Origin of the sequence: Salinicola aestuarinus, from assembly GCF_003206645.1 — a bacterium.
In the GTDB taxonomy this organism is placed as follows: domain Bacteria; phylum Pseudomonadota; class Gammaproteobacteria; order Pseudomonadales; family Halomonadaceae; genus Salinicola; species Salinicola aestuarinus.
On record NZ_PZJP01000003.1, the window covers coordinates 198,649 to 214,250 of the forward strand.

A 15,602-nucleotide genomic window follows, 5' to 3' on the forward strand; every position below is an offset into this window, starting at 1 on the left:
CGCAGAGCAAGGAAGACATGATGCTGGACAGCATTCTCGAGGGCGTGATCGCCTTCATGCTCATTGCCGGAGGCGCTTTCGCCTTCATCGGCTCGCTGGGGCTGACGCACCTCAAGGATTTCTACATGCGGCTCCACGGACCGTCGAAGACGACGACGTTGGGCGTCGGCTGCACACTGCTGGGGTCTTCGCTCTACTTCAGCCTGCAGGGCGGGCCGGTGGTTCAGGAGCTGCTGATTACGGTCTTCGCCTTTATCACGGCGCCGGTGTCGGCGCACATGCTGGCCAAGAGTGCGCTGCATCACAAGCTCAAGCCGGACCCGCGCACGCGTGGCAACCCCATCGAGCTGGAGAGTGAAAAGCCAAAACACGCCGTTGAGGAAGCGCCTCAGGGCAACTCACCGCTGCCCTGAGTTGGCGACTCTACCTCGCCCTTACCAGCCGGCGGTGTTCTCCTCGACCAGCCGCCGCAACAGATAGACGTGTTCCGGGCGGTCATTGAGCGCCGGAATATAGCGATAGCGACCGCCGCCGGCCTCCTCGAAGTACTCCCGGTTCTCGGCGTCGATCTCCTCCAGCGTCTCCAGACAGTCAGCGGCAAACGCCGGGCTGATGACATCGACGCACTCGACCTTGTCCGCCCCCCACGCCTTCAGCGTCTCGTCGGTATACGGCTTGAGCCACTCCTCGCGGCCGAAGCGCGACTGATAACTCTGGAACCAGGCATCTTCCTCCAGGGCCAGCGCGCTGGCGAGCAGTTCGCTGGTTCGTCGGCAGTGGCCGGCGTAGGGGTCGCCGTTGTCGACGTAGCGCTTGGGAATGCCGTGATAGGACATCAGCAGCCGACCCCGGTCGCCGTGCTTGTCCCAATGCTCTCGCACGCTGGCCGCCAGCGCTTCGATGTAGTCGGGGTGGTCATGGTACTCGTTGACGAAACGCAGCTCCGGCAGGTGCGGGCAGGGTTCCAGCGCCTTGGCCAGCCGCTGGAATACAGCGCCGGTCGTGGTTCGCGAGAACTGGGGATAGAGCGGCAGCACCAGGATGCGCTCGACGCCCGCGTCGCGCAGCTTGAGCCCCGCTGTCTCCATGCTCGGCTCGCCGTAGGTCATCGCCAGCTCCACCGGAATCGCCTCGCCGGTGGTCGCCTCGAGATCGGCCGCGAGCGCGCGCTGCTGGCGTCGGCCGATCGCCAGAAGCGGAGACCCCTCCTCCTGCCAGACCGACGCATAGGCCTTGGCGACCTTCGGTGGACGGATCCGCAGGATGACGCCGTGCAGCACCGGCCACCAGATCCAGCGAGGCGCATCGATCACTCTCGGATCATTGAGAAACTCCCCCAGATAGCGCCGCACTGCCTTCGAGGTAGGTGCCTCCGGCGTTCCCAGATTGACCAGTAGCACTCCGTACCGCGCCGCCATATCACTACTCCTATCGGACTCGTTATCGCCGCGAGTCTACCACTCCCGGCTTGCGCAAAACCTATCGTCTTATACGATCAATGTTATCTGTATAAGTCATGGACAATTCGATGCCCCGCCCCCTGATTCTGATCCTCGGCGACCAGCTCAACGACGCTCTCGAGGTGCTGACCCAGGCCCCTGAAGACGCTGTGGTCGCGCTCTGCGAGGTCAAGACCGAAGGGGACTACGTGCCCCACCATCCGCAGAAGATCGTGTTGATATTGTCGGCGATGCGGCACTTCGCCGACACCCTCCGCGACAAAGGGTATCGGGTCCACTACAGCCGGCTCGACGATGACGACAACTGCCACGATCTGATCGAAGAGGCGGAGCGCCTCGCCGACGCTTATCAGTGCGACGAAATTCGCGTGACCCACCCGGGCGAGTGGCGACTACTCGAACGCATTCAGAGCCGAGGCACCCGCTGGCGCCTGTTCGAAGACACCCGTTTCTACTGCTCCCTGGGTGACTTCGGCGAGTGGCTGGAGGGTCGCCAACGCTTTCGCATGGAAGACTTCTACCGCCTGATGCGAAAGCGGACGGGCCTGCTGATGATCGATGGCGAGCCCGCCGGTGGACAGTGGAATTTCGACAAGGAGAATCGTGCCCCGGTGCGAAGCGACCTTGAATTTCCCACGCCGCCGACGCATCGCGCGGACGAGGTCACGCAAGCGGTCACGGCACTGGTCTCGGAGCACTTCGGTCACCACTTCGGCACGCTTGAGCGCTTCAACTGGGCCGTCACCCGGCGTCAGGCGCTGTCCGATCTGCGCCATTTCCTCGACCACGCCCTCCCCCACTTCGGTACCTATCAGGACGCCATCAGCGACGACGACCCCCTGCTGTTCCATTCCCGGCTCTCGGCCTCGATGAATCTCGGCCTGCTCGGTGCCCGTGAGGTGTGTGAGGCGGTGGAAAATGCCTGGCAGGACGGCAAGGCGCCGATCAATGCCGCCGAAGGCTTCATCCGCCAGATCCTGGGCTGGCGAGAGTACGTCCGCGGGATCTACTGGCAGCGGATGCCGGACTACAAGCGCGAGAACCGGCTCGACGCCCGTCGTGGCCTGCCGGATTTCTACTGGAACGCCGATACCGATCTGCGATGCCTGCGCCGGGCGCTGGAGATGACCCGCGACAACGCCTACGCCCATCACATTCAGCGACTCATGGTGACCGGCAACTTCGCCCTGCTCTGCGGTGTGGCGCCGGCGGCACTCTGCGACTGGTATCTGGCTGTCTACGCCGACGCCTACGAATGGGTAGAGCTGCCCAACACGCTTGGCATGACGCTCTACGCGGACGGCGGTTATCTCGGCTCCAAGCCCTACTGCGCATCCGGCAAGTACATCGACCGCATGTCGGATCACTGTCGCGACTGTCGCTACGACGTCAAGCAGGTGACCGGCGAGGATGCCTGTCCATTCAACAGTCTCTACTGGCACTTCCTGGAGACCCATCGCAAGCCCCTGGAGAATAACCAGCGCATGCGACTGATCTACGGTAGCTGGGACAAAATGGCGGAGGACCGACGCCAGGCGATCATGGACAAGGCCGACGCCTTTCTCGAGACGATCACCTTCGAGGCTGCCTACGGCAAGGGCGAGCACGCCAGCGGCTATCGGCGCTGAGGAAACGTCGATTGGCGGTGCAACGCGAAAGGCGACATCGGGCCGTCTGGCGACTATTGGGCAAGTCTCATGTCGACTTGCCAGTCATGGCGTTGGAATGGGTGGGCGTCAACGAATGAGCATGGGAAGGAGTGAATAGAGGGGAATCAGAAAACCACTGACACTCGAGATGGCAGCGGGTCGCGACAGTGTGCCTCGAATCCGACGACGTCGTCGTTGGCGACCTGATGCACCAGGTACGCCTGGCGTATGGCAGCACGCTTGAGTTCGCCGTAGACGTCGTCGAGAGAGCGAAACATCATCGGTTTTCCCCGGCGCGTCAGTCGCTGAGTGGCGCCGCCGGCGGGCTCCAGCATCACCTGGTAGTAGCGACTGCCGGCGTGGGCGATGATGCGAACGTCGTAGTCACGATGCGCCTGTGTGAAGTGCTCCAGTTCCTCGATTTCCATAGGGTTCTCCGGTCGACATGGGGAAGCGGCGTAGCGGGGACGATCGATCCTGCTCCGGCCGCACTACCTGAACGCTCAGGCATTCCCACCATTAGGCCAGCGGAATATGAAAACCAGGTTTCATCCCTGCGCGTCGCGCAACCACGAGACCAGGCTTTCGTCATTCACCACCGGCGGGGGCGTCAGGCCATCATCGAATGACTTGATCGTCACCACCGCCCGGCCGTTGTCCGCGCGCTTGGCCGGCGTCTTGAAGCGGCTCCAGAGATCGCCGAAGCTCTCAAGGGCAGCGCCCGGTGGCGTGCGCAGCGCAATGATCGAGAGCCGGGTATGCGGAAAGAAACGCCACTGATCGAACCGATCCTTGGCGTGAAACCCGCCGGCGGCACGCTCCAGCGTCGGTAGCAACTCACTGCTCTCTCGCTGAAAGCGACTCTGAATCGCCCCCAGCCGCTGGTGCAGCCGGGCGTCTCCATCGAGCAGCAGTACGAAATCGTCCCCGCCGAGATGCCCTAGAAAGTCTTCACGGCCAGTCGCCTCGCTCAGCACCCGAGCCAGAATCAGAATCATCTGATCGCCCAGCGCATAGCCGAAGCGGTCGTTGAACGGCTTGAAGTGGTCGAGATCCAGGTAGCAGGCGACGAACGTGCGAGCGCGGTGCTGATAGCGCTCGAGCGCGGCGCGTATGGGTTGATTCCCGGGCAACTGCGTCAGCGGATTGGCCTGACGGGCGACCTGCACCTGCTGTTCGGTGACGAGCTGAAGCAGATTGATGACATGACCGACGCCCAGGTAATGGCCACCGTCGGTAATAATGAAATCCTCGTCTCGCGACGCCTCATCGCGTCCGGTCACCTTGCGTGACACGCGCTCCAGCGGCTCGCAGGCTTCGACACACAGCGCCTGGGCCTGCATCACCTGGGAGATCGGTTGGCGCCCGTGGAGGTCGAAGCCGAAACGCTTGCCGAGCAGCGCCATCAGCTGCTGGCGCCCCAGTAGCCCTAGCGGCCGGCCGTGCTCGTCGACAACCGCCAAGGCATTGACCTCCGGCATACGAGTGAAGCGCTCGACAGCGCTGGCGACATCGATGCTGGACCCTAGCGCAGGTAATTCCACACAAAGTCGGCGAATCTCCATCACGGTGGCATAGTCACGGCTCGTTTCGCGCAGCGCAGCGACCCGCGCCTCGAGTGCCTCGCGGACACGACGTGGCTGCGGATCGGGATGCGCGAACAGCCAACCCTGACAGTAGTCGGCGCCGAGCTCGAGTAGCGCATCGAGTTCGGCCTGCCGCTCGACACCTTCGGCGATGACGCGCCCCCCCAGGCTGTGGGCGATGTCGATAATCGAGCGTACGAAGCGGCGCTTGACGTGATCGCCATCGATACCGCTGACGAAGTGCCGATCCAGTTTGACGTAGCTGGGCGTGAGCTCGGACCAGAGTCTAAGGCCGGCGTAACCATCGCCGAGGTCGTCCAGCGCAAAGGAGAATCCGAGCGACTGATAGTGCTCGACCGACGTCGCCATACGCTGCGGGTCGATGCCGGGTGACTGCTCGGTGATCTCGAGGACAATCTGCGTCGGCGCGAGACCGACGCGGTCGAGAAGCGGTACGAACGTCTCGACGAAGACGGGCACGTCGATCAGCACATCCGGGGAGATATTGAGAAACAATAGCGCGTCGAGCCCGGTTCTCGCCCAGCGCTCGAGGGCACAGGCAAGGCACGCCTGCTCGAGCGCGGCCAGCCGTCGGCATCGATTGGCCGCCGCGAATAGCGCCAGCGGGGTCGCCAACGAAGACCCTTCGGGACCGCGGGTAAGCGCTTCGTAGGCCAGGATGCGCCCGGTGGCGACCGAGACGATCGGCTGAAAGTGGGTGCGCAATCGACGCCGCTCAATGACGTCGATCAGGGTCTCTTCTTCGGTGGCAACAGTATTGGGCAGGCTCATGTCGACTATAGAGCCGCATGGCAATGACGCTTTCATGACAATGTAGCGAAATGTGTCTACCCGCGACCCTCACGTCGTGACGCCTGGCGCGTCAGTGTCGACTGAGGTCGTCAGGGCCGATGCCGCACACCGACTTACTGGTAATCCGACGGATCGATCGCCTTGCCCAGCGAGTTGCGATCGACCCAGCGACCCGCCTTGGTCTCTTTGTAGCGAAAGACCACCCGGTCCCCCACCGCGACCGGAAGCTCAGAATCCTCGGTCTGGTAGCTGTAGAGTTCACCGTCCACGGTAATCCAGTGCCGGTAGAGATCCGGCATGCCCAGCCACTCCTTGAACGGCCCTTCCCGCTCCACCTGCTCCAACTGACCACGAACTTCGATCTTGGGCGTACGCTGCCGACGTCCGCGCTGAAAACCGCCTGCCATGTCTGACTCCTCGATAATCGATGAACGCCGCCCGGGGCGGCGGCGATACACTAATGACGTCGAGCGCGCCGGGCCACTCGCCGTCGATAAAACGTCGCCACGGTATTACTCGTAGTGCTGGCCGTAGCTATCCGGCGCGAGATCCTCAAAGCGTGTGTACTTACCGATGAACGCCATGTGGACCGTACCGATCGGGCCGTTACGCTGCTTACCGATGATCAGTTCCGCCAGCCCCTTGTTGTCCGGGTTGTCGGTATTGTAGACCTCGTCACGGTAAACGAAGGCGATAACGTCGGCGTCCTGCTCGATGGCCCCGGATTCACGGAGATCCGACATCACCGGGCGCTTGTTGGGACGCTGTTCGAGTGACCGGTTGAGCTGTGACAGCGACACGACCGGACAGCTGAACTCCTTCGCCACGCCCTTGAGCGATCGCGAGATCTCGGAGATCTCCGCGGTCCGGTTCTCGGAAAGACCGGGCACCTGCATCAGCTGCAGATAGTCGATCATCACCAGCCCGACATTGCCGTGCTCGCGGGCGATACGTCGCACGCGGGAACGCAGTTCATTGGGTGACAGCGCCGGCGTATCGTCGATAAACAGCTGCCGGTCCTTGAGCAGGTTGACCGCCGAGGTCAGCCGCGGCCAATCCTCGTCCTCGAGCTGACCGGTCCGCACGCGGGTCTGGTCGATTCGACCGAGCGACGAGAGCATACGCAGCATCAGCGACTCCGCGGGCATCTCCATCGAGAAGACCACGACCGGCTTGTCGGAGGAGACGACGGCGTGCTCCACCAGATTCATCGCGAACGTGGTTTTACCCATCGACGGACGCCCGGCGATGATCACCAGATCTGATGGCTGCAGCCCCGACGTCATCTCGTCGAGATCGCGAAAGCCGGTGGAGATACCGGTCATCTCGCCTTTCATGTTGAAAAGCTCGTCGATGCGGTCGACCGCTTTGGTCAACAGCTGGCTCATCCCCTGCGGGCCGCCGAACTTGGGCCGCGACTCGCTGATCTGAAAGACCAGACGTTCCGCTTCGTTGATCAGCTCGTCCGCCGCCCGCCCTTCGGGCGAGTAGGCGCTATCGGCGATCTGACGCGACGCCTGGATCAGCTTGCGCAGCATCGCGCGCTCGCGAACGATATCGGCGTAGGCGCGAATATTGCCCGCCGACGGCGTGTTGCGGGCAAGCTCAGCCAGGTAGGCGAGGCCGCCGACGCTCTCCAGCTGGTCGCGGCGCTCGAGCGACTCCGACAGGGTGACCACGTCCAGTGGCTGGGTCGCCTCGGCGAGTTCCGCCATGGCGTTGAACGTCAGACGATGCTCGTGACGATAGAAGTCGTCGGCAACGAGACGCTCGGACACCGTGTCCCAGCTCGAGTTGTCGAGCATCAGCCCGCCAAGCACGGACTGCTCTGCCTCGAGCGAGTGCGGTGGCATCTTGATCTGGCTGGTTTCGAGGTCGCTATCGACGCGTTCGTTCATGCTGACTCTGACCCTTCGGCGGCACCGACCACGCGCCCGGCGCTTCGCTCATGTTAATCGATGGCCGGCGGCGTGCTCCACGCTCGATGAAAGCGGCCGACCTGTCGGCGTCATGCGCCGTCCAGGTCGCCCACGAAAGATTCATGAAAAACGGTAAACCCATGAAAAAAGGCACGCGGGGAAGCCCCGCGTGCCTTTGCTCGGCATTCGCCCGACTGGACGATTACTCGGCGACCACGACCACACGGACGCTCGAGGAGACTTCGGCGTGCAGCTGCAGCGCGATGTCGTACTCGCCGGTCTTGCGAATCGGGCCTTCCGGCATGCGAACTTCGCTCTTGGAGACGTCGATACCGGCCTGCGCCATGGCTTCGGCGAGATCGCGCGGGCCGATGGAGCCGAACAGCTTGCCTTCGTCACCGGCCTTGGCCACCAGCGAAAGCTCGATCTCGGCGAGCTGAGACGCACGCTCTTCAGCCTGCGCCTTGCGCTCGGCTGACTGCGCTTCGAGCTCGGCACGCTGCGCTTCGAACGCTTCGACGTTGTCTTTGGTAGCCGGCACGGCGAGGCCGTACGGTACCAGGTAATTACGACCATAGCCGGGTTTGACGGTGACCTTGTCACCCAGGTCGCCCAGCTTGCCGATGTTATCGAGCAGAATGACTTCCATTCTCTTGAACCTCTCGTCAGTCACTGCGGGTCAGGCGGCCGCGAAAATCCGCGAAGGTATCCACCAATGCCAACAGCAGTACAATCAGAATCGTGGGCCAGGTAGTCAGCAGCAATACGTAGAAGCCGACCAGCCACAACCCGCTCATTCCCTTCAAACCGATAAAACCGTGGACCAGCGCCACGCCGGCGACCAGTAGCGGCACCCAGGCCAGCAGTGCCGCCGCCGGTAGCGTCAGCAGCATCCCGGCGACGAGCACTCCCACCAGCAGCAGTAGCTGTTTGCGCGAGAGTTTCAGCGCGTGAAACTCCTCCCGGAAGCCGCCCGGGTTGTAGAGCCCGGCCTGCCAGGACCGCGCCAGCGCCGTGCAGGCAACCGCCGCCATCAGCACCACCAGTCCGGTGACGCCGCCGATGACGACCTCGGCCAGTAGCTGGGTATCGACGCCCTGTGCCGACAGCTGATCCAGCATGCCAGCGACGTCGGTGCTGCTGCGTCGCAGCTCCGCCAGCAGCGGTCCGGCACCGCCGGCGGGCACGAACACCCCCAGCTGAACCAGAACCATGCTGGCGACGGTCGCGACGATCAGTGTCTCGCTCCAGCGCATGCGCGAACGCAAGACAGTGGCCATCAGCGTCACCAACAGAACGCTCGCCAGCGGTACCGCATCACCCTGCATCCACCACCAGCCGGCGGGGAGCGCGGAAGCGATCAGTACCGGTGCCGCCGTGGTGAAGCCGCGTCTCAAGGTGACGAGGCCGGCCACGGCGGCGCTGAACCAGAAGAGCCACGGCACCAGAGCAGTCAGTGCGGCCGCCACGATCGCCTGTGGTGTACCACGCATGATCCAACGGGCCAGTGCCAGCATGACGCCCTCGGTATCGGTATTACTGGTGGCTGTCGGAGTACGGCAGCAGCGCCAGGTAGCGCGCCCGCTTGATAGCGGTGGACAGCTGGCGCTGATAGCGCGCCTGAGTCCCGGTGATACGGCTCGGTACGATCTTGCCGGTTTCGGTGACGTAGGCTTTCAGCGTATCGATGTCTTTGTAGTCGATGTACTTCACGCCTTCGGCGGTGAAGCGACAGAACTTACGACGACGGAAAAAACGTGCCATGCGAGTCTCTCCTAAAGCGGTATGGATCAGTTGGCTTCGGTAGCGGCTTCGGAACGCTCGGGACGTTCACGATCGCCACGCTCGGAGGGCTTGTCGTCACGACGACGGCTCTTTTCCTCGGCCGGCTTCATCATCGGCGAGGCTTCGGTGACAGCCTCTTTGTTGCGCACGATCATGCTGCGGATGATGGCGTCGTTGAAGCGGAAGATGTTCTCGATTTCGTCGAGAGTCTCACCGCTGCACTCGATGTTCATCAGCACGTAGTGCGCCTTGTGAATCTTGTTGATCGGGTAGGCCAGGTGACGACGACCCCAATCTTCGAGACGATGCACGGTGCCGCTGTTTTCGGTCACGAGGCTGGTGTAGCGCTCGACCATGGCGGGAACCTGCTCGCTCTGGTCCGGGTGGACCATGAACACGATTTCGTAGTGACGCATGTTAGCTCCTTGCGGTTTGGCAGCTTCCGCGTGGCATCGCGAGTACGAGACCTCGGGAAGCAAGGAGTCGATATCGGGTCTGCGCCGGTGTCGGCGCGTCGACGTTTCGTCGAACCCGAATAGTCGAACTTGAGGCGCTTGGCCATCGGCTTCGGGCGCTGGGCCGCCGGCTCGACAGTGCAAAAACGCGGTTCTGCGGGNNCCCGCAGAACCGCGTAATTGTAGAGATGAGAGCCGCGAGAAGCAACTAGACCGCTGCGGTCACGCCTCGCTGACGCAGCGCTTCGAACAGGCAGACACCCGTTGCCACCGACACGTTGAGACTGGTGACGTGCCCTTGCATCGGGAGTTTGATCAGGCTGTCGCAGGCTTCTCGGGTCAACCGGCGCAGCCCTTTGCCTTCGGCGCCCATGACCAGGCCACAGGGGACCGTGAGGTCAGCGTCGAACAGCAGACCCTCTGCCTCGCCGGCCGTCCCGATGAGCCACACACCCTGAGACTTGAGCTTTTCCATGCAGCGCGCCAGGTTGGTGACCTGAAACACCGGCACGCTCTCGGCGGCGCCGCAGGCGACCTTGCGCACCGTCGCGTTGAGCGGCGCCGACTTGTCCTTGGGCACGATGACCCCGCAAACGCCGGCCGCATCCGCGCTGCGCAGACAGGCACCGAGATTATGCGGATCGGTGACACCATCGAGAATCAGCAATAGCGGCGGCGCGGCTTTCAGCCAACGCTCGAGTCGCCACCAGAGCGTGGTTTCGCTCTCCGCGACCAGCGGGTCGCAAAAGCCGATGACGCCCTGGTGCGACGCATGACCCGAGAGTGCATCGAGAGTCTCCCGAGCCACCCGCTCCACGCTGCAACCCGAGGTGCGCGCCTGTTCGAACAGCGCATCCAGACGCTGCTCGGCATGCCCCTGCTGCACCCACAGGCGGCGCGGCGGCTGCCCACGCTCGAACAGCGCCTGAACGGCATGCACCCCGTAGACGGACTCCAGGCCGTCCGGCGCGCTGATCGCATGAGACGAGCGTGCCGCGGCGCGCGGCTTGGCCGCTCGCTCACGCCCGGGTTGACTCGATCGGTCGCGAGCCGGCCGACCGGCGCCCGCTCGCTGTGGCTTTTTCGCCATTAACGCTTGCCTCGGCGCTGCCGCGGGCCACGCGAACGACGCTGGGAGCGGCCGCCTTCGTTGCTGCCCTCACCATCACCCGACTGGCCGGCATCCGCTGTCGCGCCGCCGCTCTGGCCGGCGTCTGCGCTCGGCTGGCTGTCGCCGGACTGGGCGTCGCCGCCCTGCGGATTCTGGCCGTCACCACTGTCAGACGCCTGGCCACCGCTGCGTTCCCGCTTGCCAGCGCGCTGCTTGCGCTTGCGCGGCGCACCGCCACCCGAGTTATCGCCGCTGCTATCGGCCTTGCGGCTCTTGGGGGGCTTGCGATGACGCGGCGCGGCATCGGCAAGATCGAAGTCGATCTTGCGATCGTCGAGATCGACCCGTGCCACGCGCACGGTCACCCCGTCGCCCAGACGGTAAGCGACCCCGCTGCGCTCGCCCTTGAGGCGATGCTTCTCGGCTTCGTAGTGATAGTAGTCGGAGGGCAGCGAGGTGACGTGCACCAGCCCCTCGACGTAGACATCGTCGAGACGCACGAAGATACCGAACTGCGTGACGGACGCGATCGTGCCTTCGAAGACCTCGCCGACGTGATCGGAGAGAAACTCGCACTTGAGCCAATCCGTGACATCGCGGGTGGCGTCATCGGCGCGGCGCTCGGTCATCGAGCAGTGTTCACCGAGCTCGAGCATCTGCTCGAAGGTGTAGGGGCACCACGTCGCTGGCTTCTCGACTGGCGCGTTCTCGGCGCGCTGTACGGTCTGGGTCTGGCGCGGCCCGCGAATCACCGAGCGAATCGCCCGGTGGACCAGCAGGTCCGGGTAGCGGCGAATCGGCGAGGTGAAGTGCGCATACGCCTGATAGGCGAGACCGAAGTGGCCATCGTTCTGCGGCGAATAGACCGCCTGGCTCATCGAGCGCAGCATCACCGTCTGGATGATGTCGGCGTCCGGGCGATCCTTGATCACTTCGCGCAGCGCCTGATAATCCTTCGGCGTGGGCTCGTCGCCGCCGCCAAGGGTGAGACCGAGCTCGGCGAGGAACAGACGGAGGTTCTCGAGCCGCTCCGGCGCCGGCGACTGGTGGACACGGTAGAGCGCCGGCAGGTCGTGCTTGTCGAGGAAACGTGCGGTAGCGACGTTGGCCGCCAGCATGCACTCCTCGATCAGTTTGTGGGCGTCGTTACGCGTTCGCGGCACGATCTTTTCGATCTTGCGCGCATCGTTGAAAACGATCTGTGTCTCGGTGGTCTCGAAGTCGATCGCCCCGCGTACGGTGCGCGCCTGGCGCAGCACGCCGTAGAGCTCATGCAGGTTCTCGAGCGACGGCACCAGCTTCTTGTAACGCTCGCGCAGCGCCTGACCCTCTTCACTCTCGGCGTCCTGCAGGATGGTACCCACGTCGTTGTAGGTCAGACGGGCGTGGGACTGCATCACCGCTTCGTAAAACTTGTAGCGACTAATCGCCCCGCTCTGGGAGATATTCATCTCGCAGACCAGCGTCAGGCGGTCGACGTGCGGATTGAGCGAGCAGAGTCCGTTGGAGAGCAGCTCCGGCAGCATCGGCACGACTTGCCCCGGGAAGTACACCGAGTTGCCGCGCACGTAGGCTTCGGCGTCCAGCGCGCTGGCGCCACGGACGTAGTGGGAGACGTCGGCGATGGCGACGACGAGCTTCCAGCTGCCGGACTTGGTCTTCCAGGCGCAGACGGCATCGTCGAAGTCCTTGGCGTCCTCACCGTCGATGGTCACCAACGGCATGTCGCGCAGATCGATGCGAGCCTTCTTGTCCTCCTCCAGCACCTCGGCGGAGATGCCGGCGGTCTGCTGCTCCACCTCGGGAGGAAATTCCGCCGGAATGTCGTGCGTCCGGATGGCAATGTCGATCTCGAGCCCCGGGTCCATGCGCTCGCCGAGCACCTCGACCACCTCGCCGACCGGCTGCTTGCGCGTTTCCGGCTGCTGGGTGATGTTCACCGAGACGATCTGACCGTCCTTTGCGCCCTGACTGGCGCTGTGCGGGATGATCACTTCCTGGCTGATACGCGAGTTCTCCGGAATCAGCACCGCGAATTCGGGACTGTTCTGGCGAAAGATGCCGACCAGCGTCTGCGTATTGCGGGCGAGGACCTCGGCGATGGTCCCTTCCGACCGACCGCGACGATCGCGACCGCTGACGCGGGCAAGCACCAGGTCGCCGTCGAAGACGCGGCGCATCTGGCGCGGCGGCAACACGAGATCCGGTTTCACGCCGTCGTGGCGAATCAGAAAGCCCATCCCGTCGCGATGGCCCTGCACGCGCCCCTTGATCAGGTCGAGCTTGTCGATCAGCGCGTAGGCACCCTTACGATCGCGCAGGATCTGTCCATCGCGCTCCATTGCCGCCAGGCGACGGCGCACCGCTTCGAGCTGATTGTCGTCGTCGAGCCCCAGCATGGCACTCATGTCTTCATGAGTGATCGGCTTGCCGTAAGCCTCTAGACGGGCGAGAAGATATTCACGGCTCGGCACGGGGTTGTCGTACTTGTCCGCCTCGCGTGCGGCGTGCGGGTCATCCTTCAGTGTCCACTGAGTCATGCAGCCATCGTCCTTGCGTTGAGACAGGCAGACTGGGCACCGCGCGTCTGCTGATCAAAATAGAAGCCGCTGTCCCGCGAAACGGTCTGGGCGGTGAGGGGGCGCGCGCGGTGAAGCGCAAGGTTGCCCGACGCGAGCACGAGGCGGCGTGAAACGTCTCGCCGCTTGGCGTGAGCGAGACCGAAAAGGGCATTACCGGGAAGTTGTGGACGGTTTTCGGCACCGTCCTGGCGGGCTGGCGCGTTGTCGAATCGAGACGCGCTGCCGTTACATCGTTGTCGTGTCATGTGCGGAGTATAGCCGCCACGCCGGCCCGACCCAACCGTGGGCGTCACAACCGTGGGCGTCACGATGTCCCAGCGACCCATTTTCGAAGCGGTGCCGACAAAGGATCCGCGCAGAGATCATGCGCCTGCGGGCTTGCATTCGGATGCACAATCGGTATTATGCATCGCGCCTTGGCCCAGATGGCGGAATTGGTAGACGCGCTAGCTTCAGGTGCTAGTGTCCTTATGGACGTGGAGGTTCAAGTCCTCTTCTGGGCACCATCGACAAAATTGCAGTGTCACGACGACACGACGTTTTATCGAACAAGCCAAGGTGGAAAGCAGGTAGCAAGCCCGGATGGCGGAATTGGTAGACGCGCTAGCTTCAGGTGCTAGTGTCCTTATGGACGTGGAGGTTCAAGTCCTCTTCCGGGCACCATTCGAGACTCGAACACATCGAGCCTCAAGCTTTACCCCGACAGATTCATGACGCCCAGGTGGCGGAATTGGTAGACGCGCTAGCTTCAGGTGCTAGTGTCCTTATGGACGTGGAGGTTCAAGTCCTCTCCTGGGCACCATCGTCATGAGTACTGCATCTCGCAAGTCCCCTTTCTCGATATCCTTCTGACACCTCGATGTCCTTCTGACATGCCGTCGACTCAACATCGATTCGAACCCGCATTTGCGACTACGCGACATTGCTGCGCTGCGCGACATGGCGTTGCGACGCGACATTTCTGAACCCTGCATGACTGTCGAGACCGAACCCTGCGCACGCCAGGGGCGCTACTGATAACGCCCCGGACGGGTCGAGACCGAGGCCATCCCCCAGCCCTCCGTCTGCACTCGACTCTCGAGCGGCCGCTCCACGTCGTCGCTCAGCAGCGGAAAGAAATCCAGCCCAGTGCGCGCCTCGATCTCGTCGATCGAGACCAGAAAGCGGCCAAGGGGCTCGCGGCCATTCACTTCCTGCGGCATGAGGAACGCCAGCGCGCGAGGCGTTTTGCCGGGAATGACGATAACCTTGTAGTACGCCTCGGGTATCTGGGAGAACCCGACGCGATGAAGCCACTGATCGTCGAAAACCGGCCCGGTGATGACCCAGGCGACACCGAAGCGCGGGACGAAGTCGTCGATCACCGCCTCTTCCAGGCGCTGCCAAAGCTGACGATTGAGCTTCGGCCGCTGCGGGGTGATGTTGGTCATCAGAAAACTGTCGAGCTGTGCCTGACGCCCGTGCACCACCGACATCGCGTAGTTGGGCGCGAGATGACCGCGATCGTACCCGCTGCCAGTGTAGTCGCCGCTGGTGATCGGCCAGAGGCTCCGCCAGTCTTTATCGAAGCCGTCGGGGCGAGGCTGACTGCGGGCATCCCCCGCCGGCGTCAGCCGGTAGGCGGCCCATAGCGGCATGGCCCGAAGATCGGACCAGCCGACCATGTAGCCGTCGTTGCGCAGCACGCGGTTCCAGCCCCGCCAGTCGTTCCACTGCCAATCGGGCACGCCCATCCAGACCAATTGATCGCGGACGTCGCTCTCGTGCCAGTACCAGAGACCGCTGATGACCACCACGAAGGCAAGCGTGATCTTCGAGGAGCGAAACAGCTTGGCCAGCACGCCCGCCTGTCGTCGACGCGCCACCCCGATCAGAGACCGACGGAGAACATGGCGTCCAGATCGTGGCGCGAATGCAACTGCATGGCATTGAGCGTTTCCGTATCGCTGATCCCCTCGACGCTCATCAGTCGCTCGGTGACGAGGGTAGCGAGTGATTCAAAGTCCGGGGTACGGGCAATCGCGATGAGGTCGTAGCGGCCACAGGTCGAGTAGACCTCGCTGATGCCCTCGAGGTCGGCGAGGCGCTCGGCAACGCCGCGGATACGGCCCTTTTCGACATTGATCAGGATGACGGCATTCTGCATGGAGTCTGCTCCCGGCGTTTTTGGCTGCGCAGGTGAAGGGGAAAACCGCGGCGAGTATATCAGCTCGCCCGCCCGTTCGGCCCGACGGCGAGCCAC

Annotated in this window: 15 protein-coding genes and 3 tRNA genes; 5 read left to right on the forward strand and 13 right to left on the reverse strand. The window is 63.4% G+C overall.

The genetic code is table 11. The annotated features are described in order from the left end of the window. Positions 1 to 17 precede the first annotated feature (17 nt). Complete coding sequence (locus DOM41_RS03720) at positions 18 to 413, forward strand: Na+/H+ antiporter subunit G (RefSeq protein WP_188112354.1); 396 nt, start codon at positions 18 to 20, stop codon at positions 411 to 413. Positions 414 to 434: 21 nt separating this feature from the next. Here the strand turns inward: DOM41_RS03720 and hemH are convergent, their stop codons facing one another. Continuing rightward, positions 435 to 1,418, reverse strand: a complete 984-nt coding sequence (gene hemH, locus DOM41_RS03725; RefSeq protein WP_110685503.1) for a ferrochelatase — start codon at positions 1,416 to 1,418, stop codon at positions 435 to 437. 110 nt (positions 1,419 to 1,528) lie between these two features. Here hemH and DOM41_RS03730 point away from each other — a divergent pair, with 110 nt between their 5' ends. Beyond that, positions 1,529 to 3,088: a cryptochrome/photolyase family protein gene (locus DOM41_RS03730; RefSeq protein WP_110685555.1), complete on the forward strand. Its 1,560-nt coding sequence runs from the start codon at positions 1,529 to 1,531 to the stop codon at positions 3,086 to 3,088. Positions 3,089 to 3,234: 146 nt separating this feature from the next. On the opposite strand, the gene DOM41_RS03735 is transcribed toward DOM41_RS03730, so the two are convergent. The 10 genes from DOM41_RS03735 to rnr form a co-directional block, all read right to left on the reverse strand. Beyond that, positions 3,235 to 3,537, reverse strand: a complete 303-nt coding sequence (locus DOM41_RS03735; RefSeq protein ID WP_110685504.1) for a DUF6482 family protein — start codon at positions 3,535 to 3,537, stop codon at positions 3,235 to 3,237. A 120-nt stretch (positions 3,538 to 3,657) separates the two neighbouring features. After that, positions 3,658 to 5,487 (reverse strand): bifunctional diguanylate cyclase/phosphodiesterase, encoded by a 1,830-nt coding sequence (locus DOM41_RS03740; protein ID WP_110685505.1) that lies wholly within the window; start codon positions 5,485 to 5,487, stop codon positions 3,658 to 3,660. A 134-nt stretch (positions 5,488 to 5,621) separates the two neighbouring features. Next, positions 5,622 to 5,915, reverse strand: a complete 294-nt coding sequence (locus DOM41_RS03745; RefSeq protein WP_110685506.1) for a hypothetical protein — start codon at positions 5,913 to 5,915, stop codon at positions 5,622 to 5,624. 105 nt (positions 5,916 to 6,020) lie between these two features. Next, positions 6,021 to 7,406 (reverse strand): replicative DNA helicase, encoded by a 1,386-nt coding sequence (gene dnaB, locus DOM41_RS03750; RefSeq protein WP_110668692.1) that lies wholly within the window; start codon positions 7,404 to 7,406, stop codon positions 6,021 to 6,023. Positions 7,407 to 7,629: 223 nt separating this feature from the next. After that, the gene (rplI, locus tag DOM41_RS03755; protein WP_110685507.1) at positions 7,630 to 8,076 is read right to left on the reverse strand and encodes a 50S ribosomal protein L9; all 447 of its coding nucleotides are present in this window, start codon (positions 8,074 to 8,076) and stop codon (positions 7,630 to 7,632) included. A gap of 16 nt (positions 8,077 to 8,092) precedes the next feature. Further along, on the reverse strand, positions 8,093 to 8,944 hold the full coding sequence (locus tag DOM41_RS03760; RefSeq protein ID WP_110685508.1) for a hypothetical protein: 852 nt from the start codon (positions 8,942 to 8,944) through the stop codon (positions 8,093 to 8,095). 19 nt (positions 8,945 to 8,963) lie between these two features. Continuing rightward, entirely contained in the window at positions 8,964 to 9,191 is a 228-nt protein-coding gene (gene rpsR, locus DOM41_RS03765; protein WP_035472385.1) for a 30S ribosomal protein S18, read from the reverse strand. Between the two features lie 26 nt (positions 9,192 to 9,217). Continuing rightward, entirely contained in the window at positions 9,218 to 9,628 is a 411-nt protein-coding gene (gene rpsF / locus DOM41_RS03770; protein WP_110685509.1) for a 30S ribosomal protein S6, read from the reverse strand. 247 nt (positions 9,629 to 9,875) lie between these two features. Next, complete coding sequence (gene rlmB, locus DOM41_RS03775; protein WP_110685510.1) at positions 9,876 to 10,757, reverse strand: 23S rRNA (guanosine(2251)-2'-O)-methyltransferase RlmB; 882 nt, start codon at positions 10,755 to 10,757, stop codon at positions 9,876 to 9,878. Continuing rightward, a complete protein-coding gene (gene rnr / locus DOM41_RS03780) occupies positions 10,757 to 13,318 on the reverse strand; it encodes a ribonuclease R (protein WP_110685511.1) in 2,562 nt (853 codons plus the stop codon). Before rnr ends, rlmB begins: the two co-directional genes overlap by 1 nt. Before the next feature lie 461 nt (positions 13,319 to 13,779). Between rnr and DOM41_RS03785 the strand changes: the two genes are divergently transcribed. The 3 genes from DOM41_RS03785 (at position 13,780) to DOM41_RS03795 (ending at position 14,162) form a co-directional block, all read left to right on the forward strand. Next, positions 13,780 to 13,866: transfer RNA gene (locus DOM41_RS03785), tRNA-Leu, on the forward strand. Positions 13,867 to 13,936: 70 nt separating this feature from the next. Next, positions 13,937 to 14,023, forward strand: a tRNA-Leu gene (locus tag DOM41_RS03790). Between the two features lie 52 nt (positions 14,024 to 14,075). Then, positions 14,076 to 14,162 (forward strand) — tRNA-Leu (locus DOM41_RS03795). A 208-nt stretch (positions 14,163 to 14,370) separates the two neighbouring features. Here DOM41_RS03795 and DOM41_RS03800 read toward each other — a convergent pair. Further along, positions 14,371 to 15,201, reverse strand: coding sequence for a DNA/RNA non-specific endonuclease (locus DOM41_RS03800; protein WP_245391728.1), 831 nt, complete (start codon positions 15,199 to 15,201; stop codon positions 14,371 to 14,373). A gap of 29 nt (positions 15,202 to 15,230) precedes the next feature. Continuing rightward, complete coding sequence (locus DOM41_RS03805; protein WP_110685512.1) at positions 15,231 to 15,506, reverse strand: Lrp/AsnC family transcriptional regulator; 276 nt, start codon at positions 15,504 to 15,506, stop codon at positions 15,231 to 15,233. Positions 15,507 to 15,602: the final 96 nt, after the last annotated feature.

Bases quoted from the DNA above. Each gene is read 5' to 3' on its own strand.
- DOM41_RS03720 (WP_188112354.1), top strand. From the start codon at position 18: ATGATGCTGGACAGCATTCTCGAGGGCGTGATCGCCTTCATGCTCATT.
- hemH (WP_110685503.1), bottom strand. From the start codon at position 1,418: ATGGCGGCGCGGTACGGAGTGCTACTGGTCAATCTGGGAACGCCGGAG.
- DOM41_RS03730 (WP_110685555.1), top strand. From the start codon at position 1,529: ATGCCCCGCCCCCTGATTCTGATCCTCGGCGACCAGCTCAACGACGCT.
- DOM41_RS03735 (WP_110685504.1), bottom strand. From the start codon at position 3,537: ATGGAAATCGAGGAACTGGAGCACTTCACACAGGCGCATCGTGACTAC.
- DOM41_RS03740 (WP_110685505.1), bottom strand. From the start codon at position 5,487: ATGAGCCTGCCCAATACTGTTGCCACCGAAGAAGAGACCCTGATCGAC.
- DOM41_RS03745 (WP_110685506.1), bottom strand. From the start codon at position 5,915: ATGGCAGGCGGTTTTCAGCGCGGACGTCGGCAGCGTACGCCCAAGATC.
- dnaB (WP_110668692.1), bottom strand. From the start codon at position 7,406: ATGAACGAACGCGTCGATAGCGACCTCGAAACCAGCCAGATCAAGATG.
- rplI (WP_110685507.1), bottom strand. From the start codon at position 8,076: ATGGAAGTCATTCTGCTCGATAACATCGGCAAGCTGGGCGACCTGGGT.
- DOM41_RS03760 (WP_110685508.1), bottom strand. From the start codon at position 8,944: ATGCTGGCACTGGCCCGTTGGATCATGCGTGGTACACCACAGGCGATC.
- rpsR (WP_035472385.1), bottom strand. From the start codon at position 9,191: ATGGCACGTTTTTTCCGTCGTCGTAAGTTCTGTCGCTTCACCGCCGAA.
- rpsF (WP_110685509.1), bottom strand. From the start codon at position 9,628: ATGCGTCACTACGAAATCGTGTTCATGGTCCACCCGGACCAGAGCGAG.
- rlmB (WP_110685510.1), bottom strand. From the start codon at position 10,757: ATGGCGAAAAAGCCACAGCGAGCGGGCGCCGGTCGGCCGGCTCGCGAC.
- rnr (WP_110685511.1), bottom strand. From the start codon at position 13,318: ATGACTCAGTGGACACTGAAGGATGACCCGCACGCCGCACGCGAGGCG.
- DOM41_RS03805 (WP_110685512.1), bottom strand. From the start codon at position 15,506: ATGCAGAATGCCGTCATCCTGATCAATGTCGAAAAGGGCCGTATCCGC.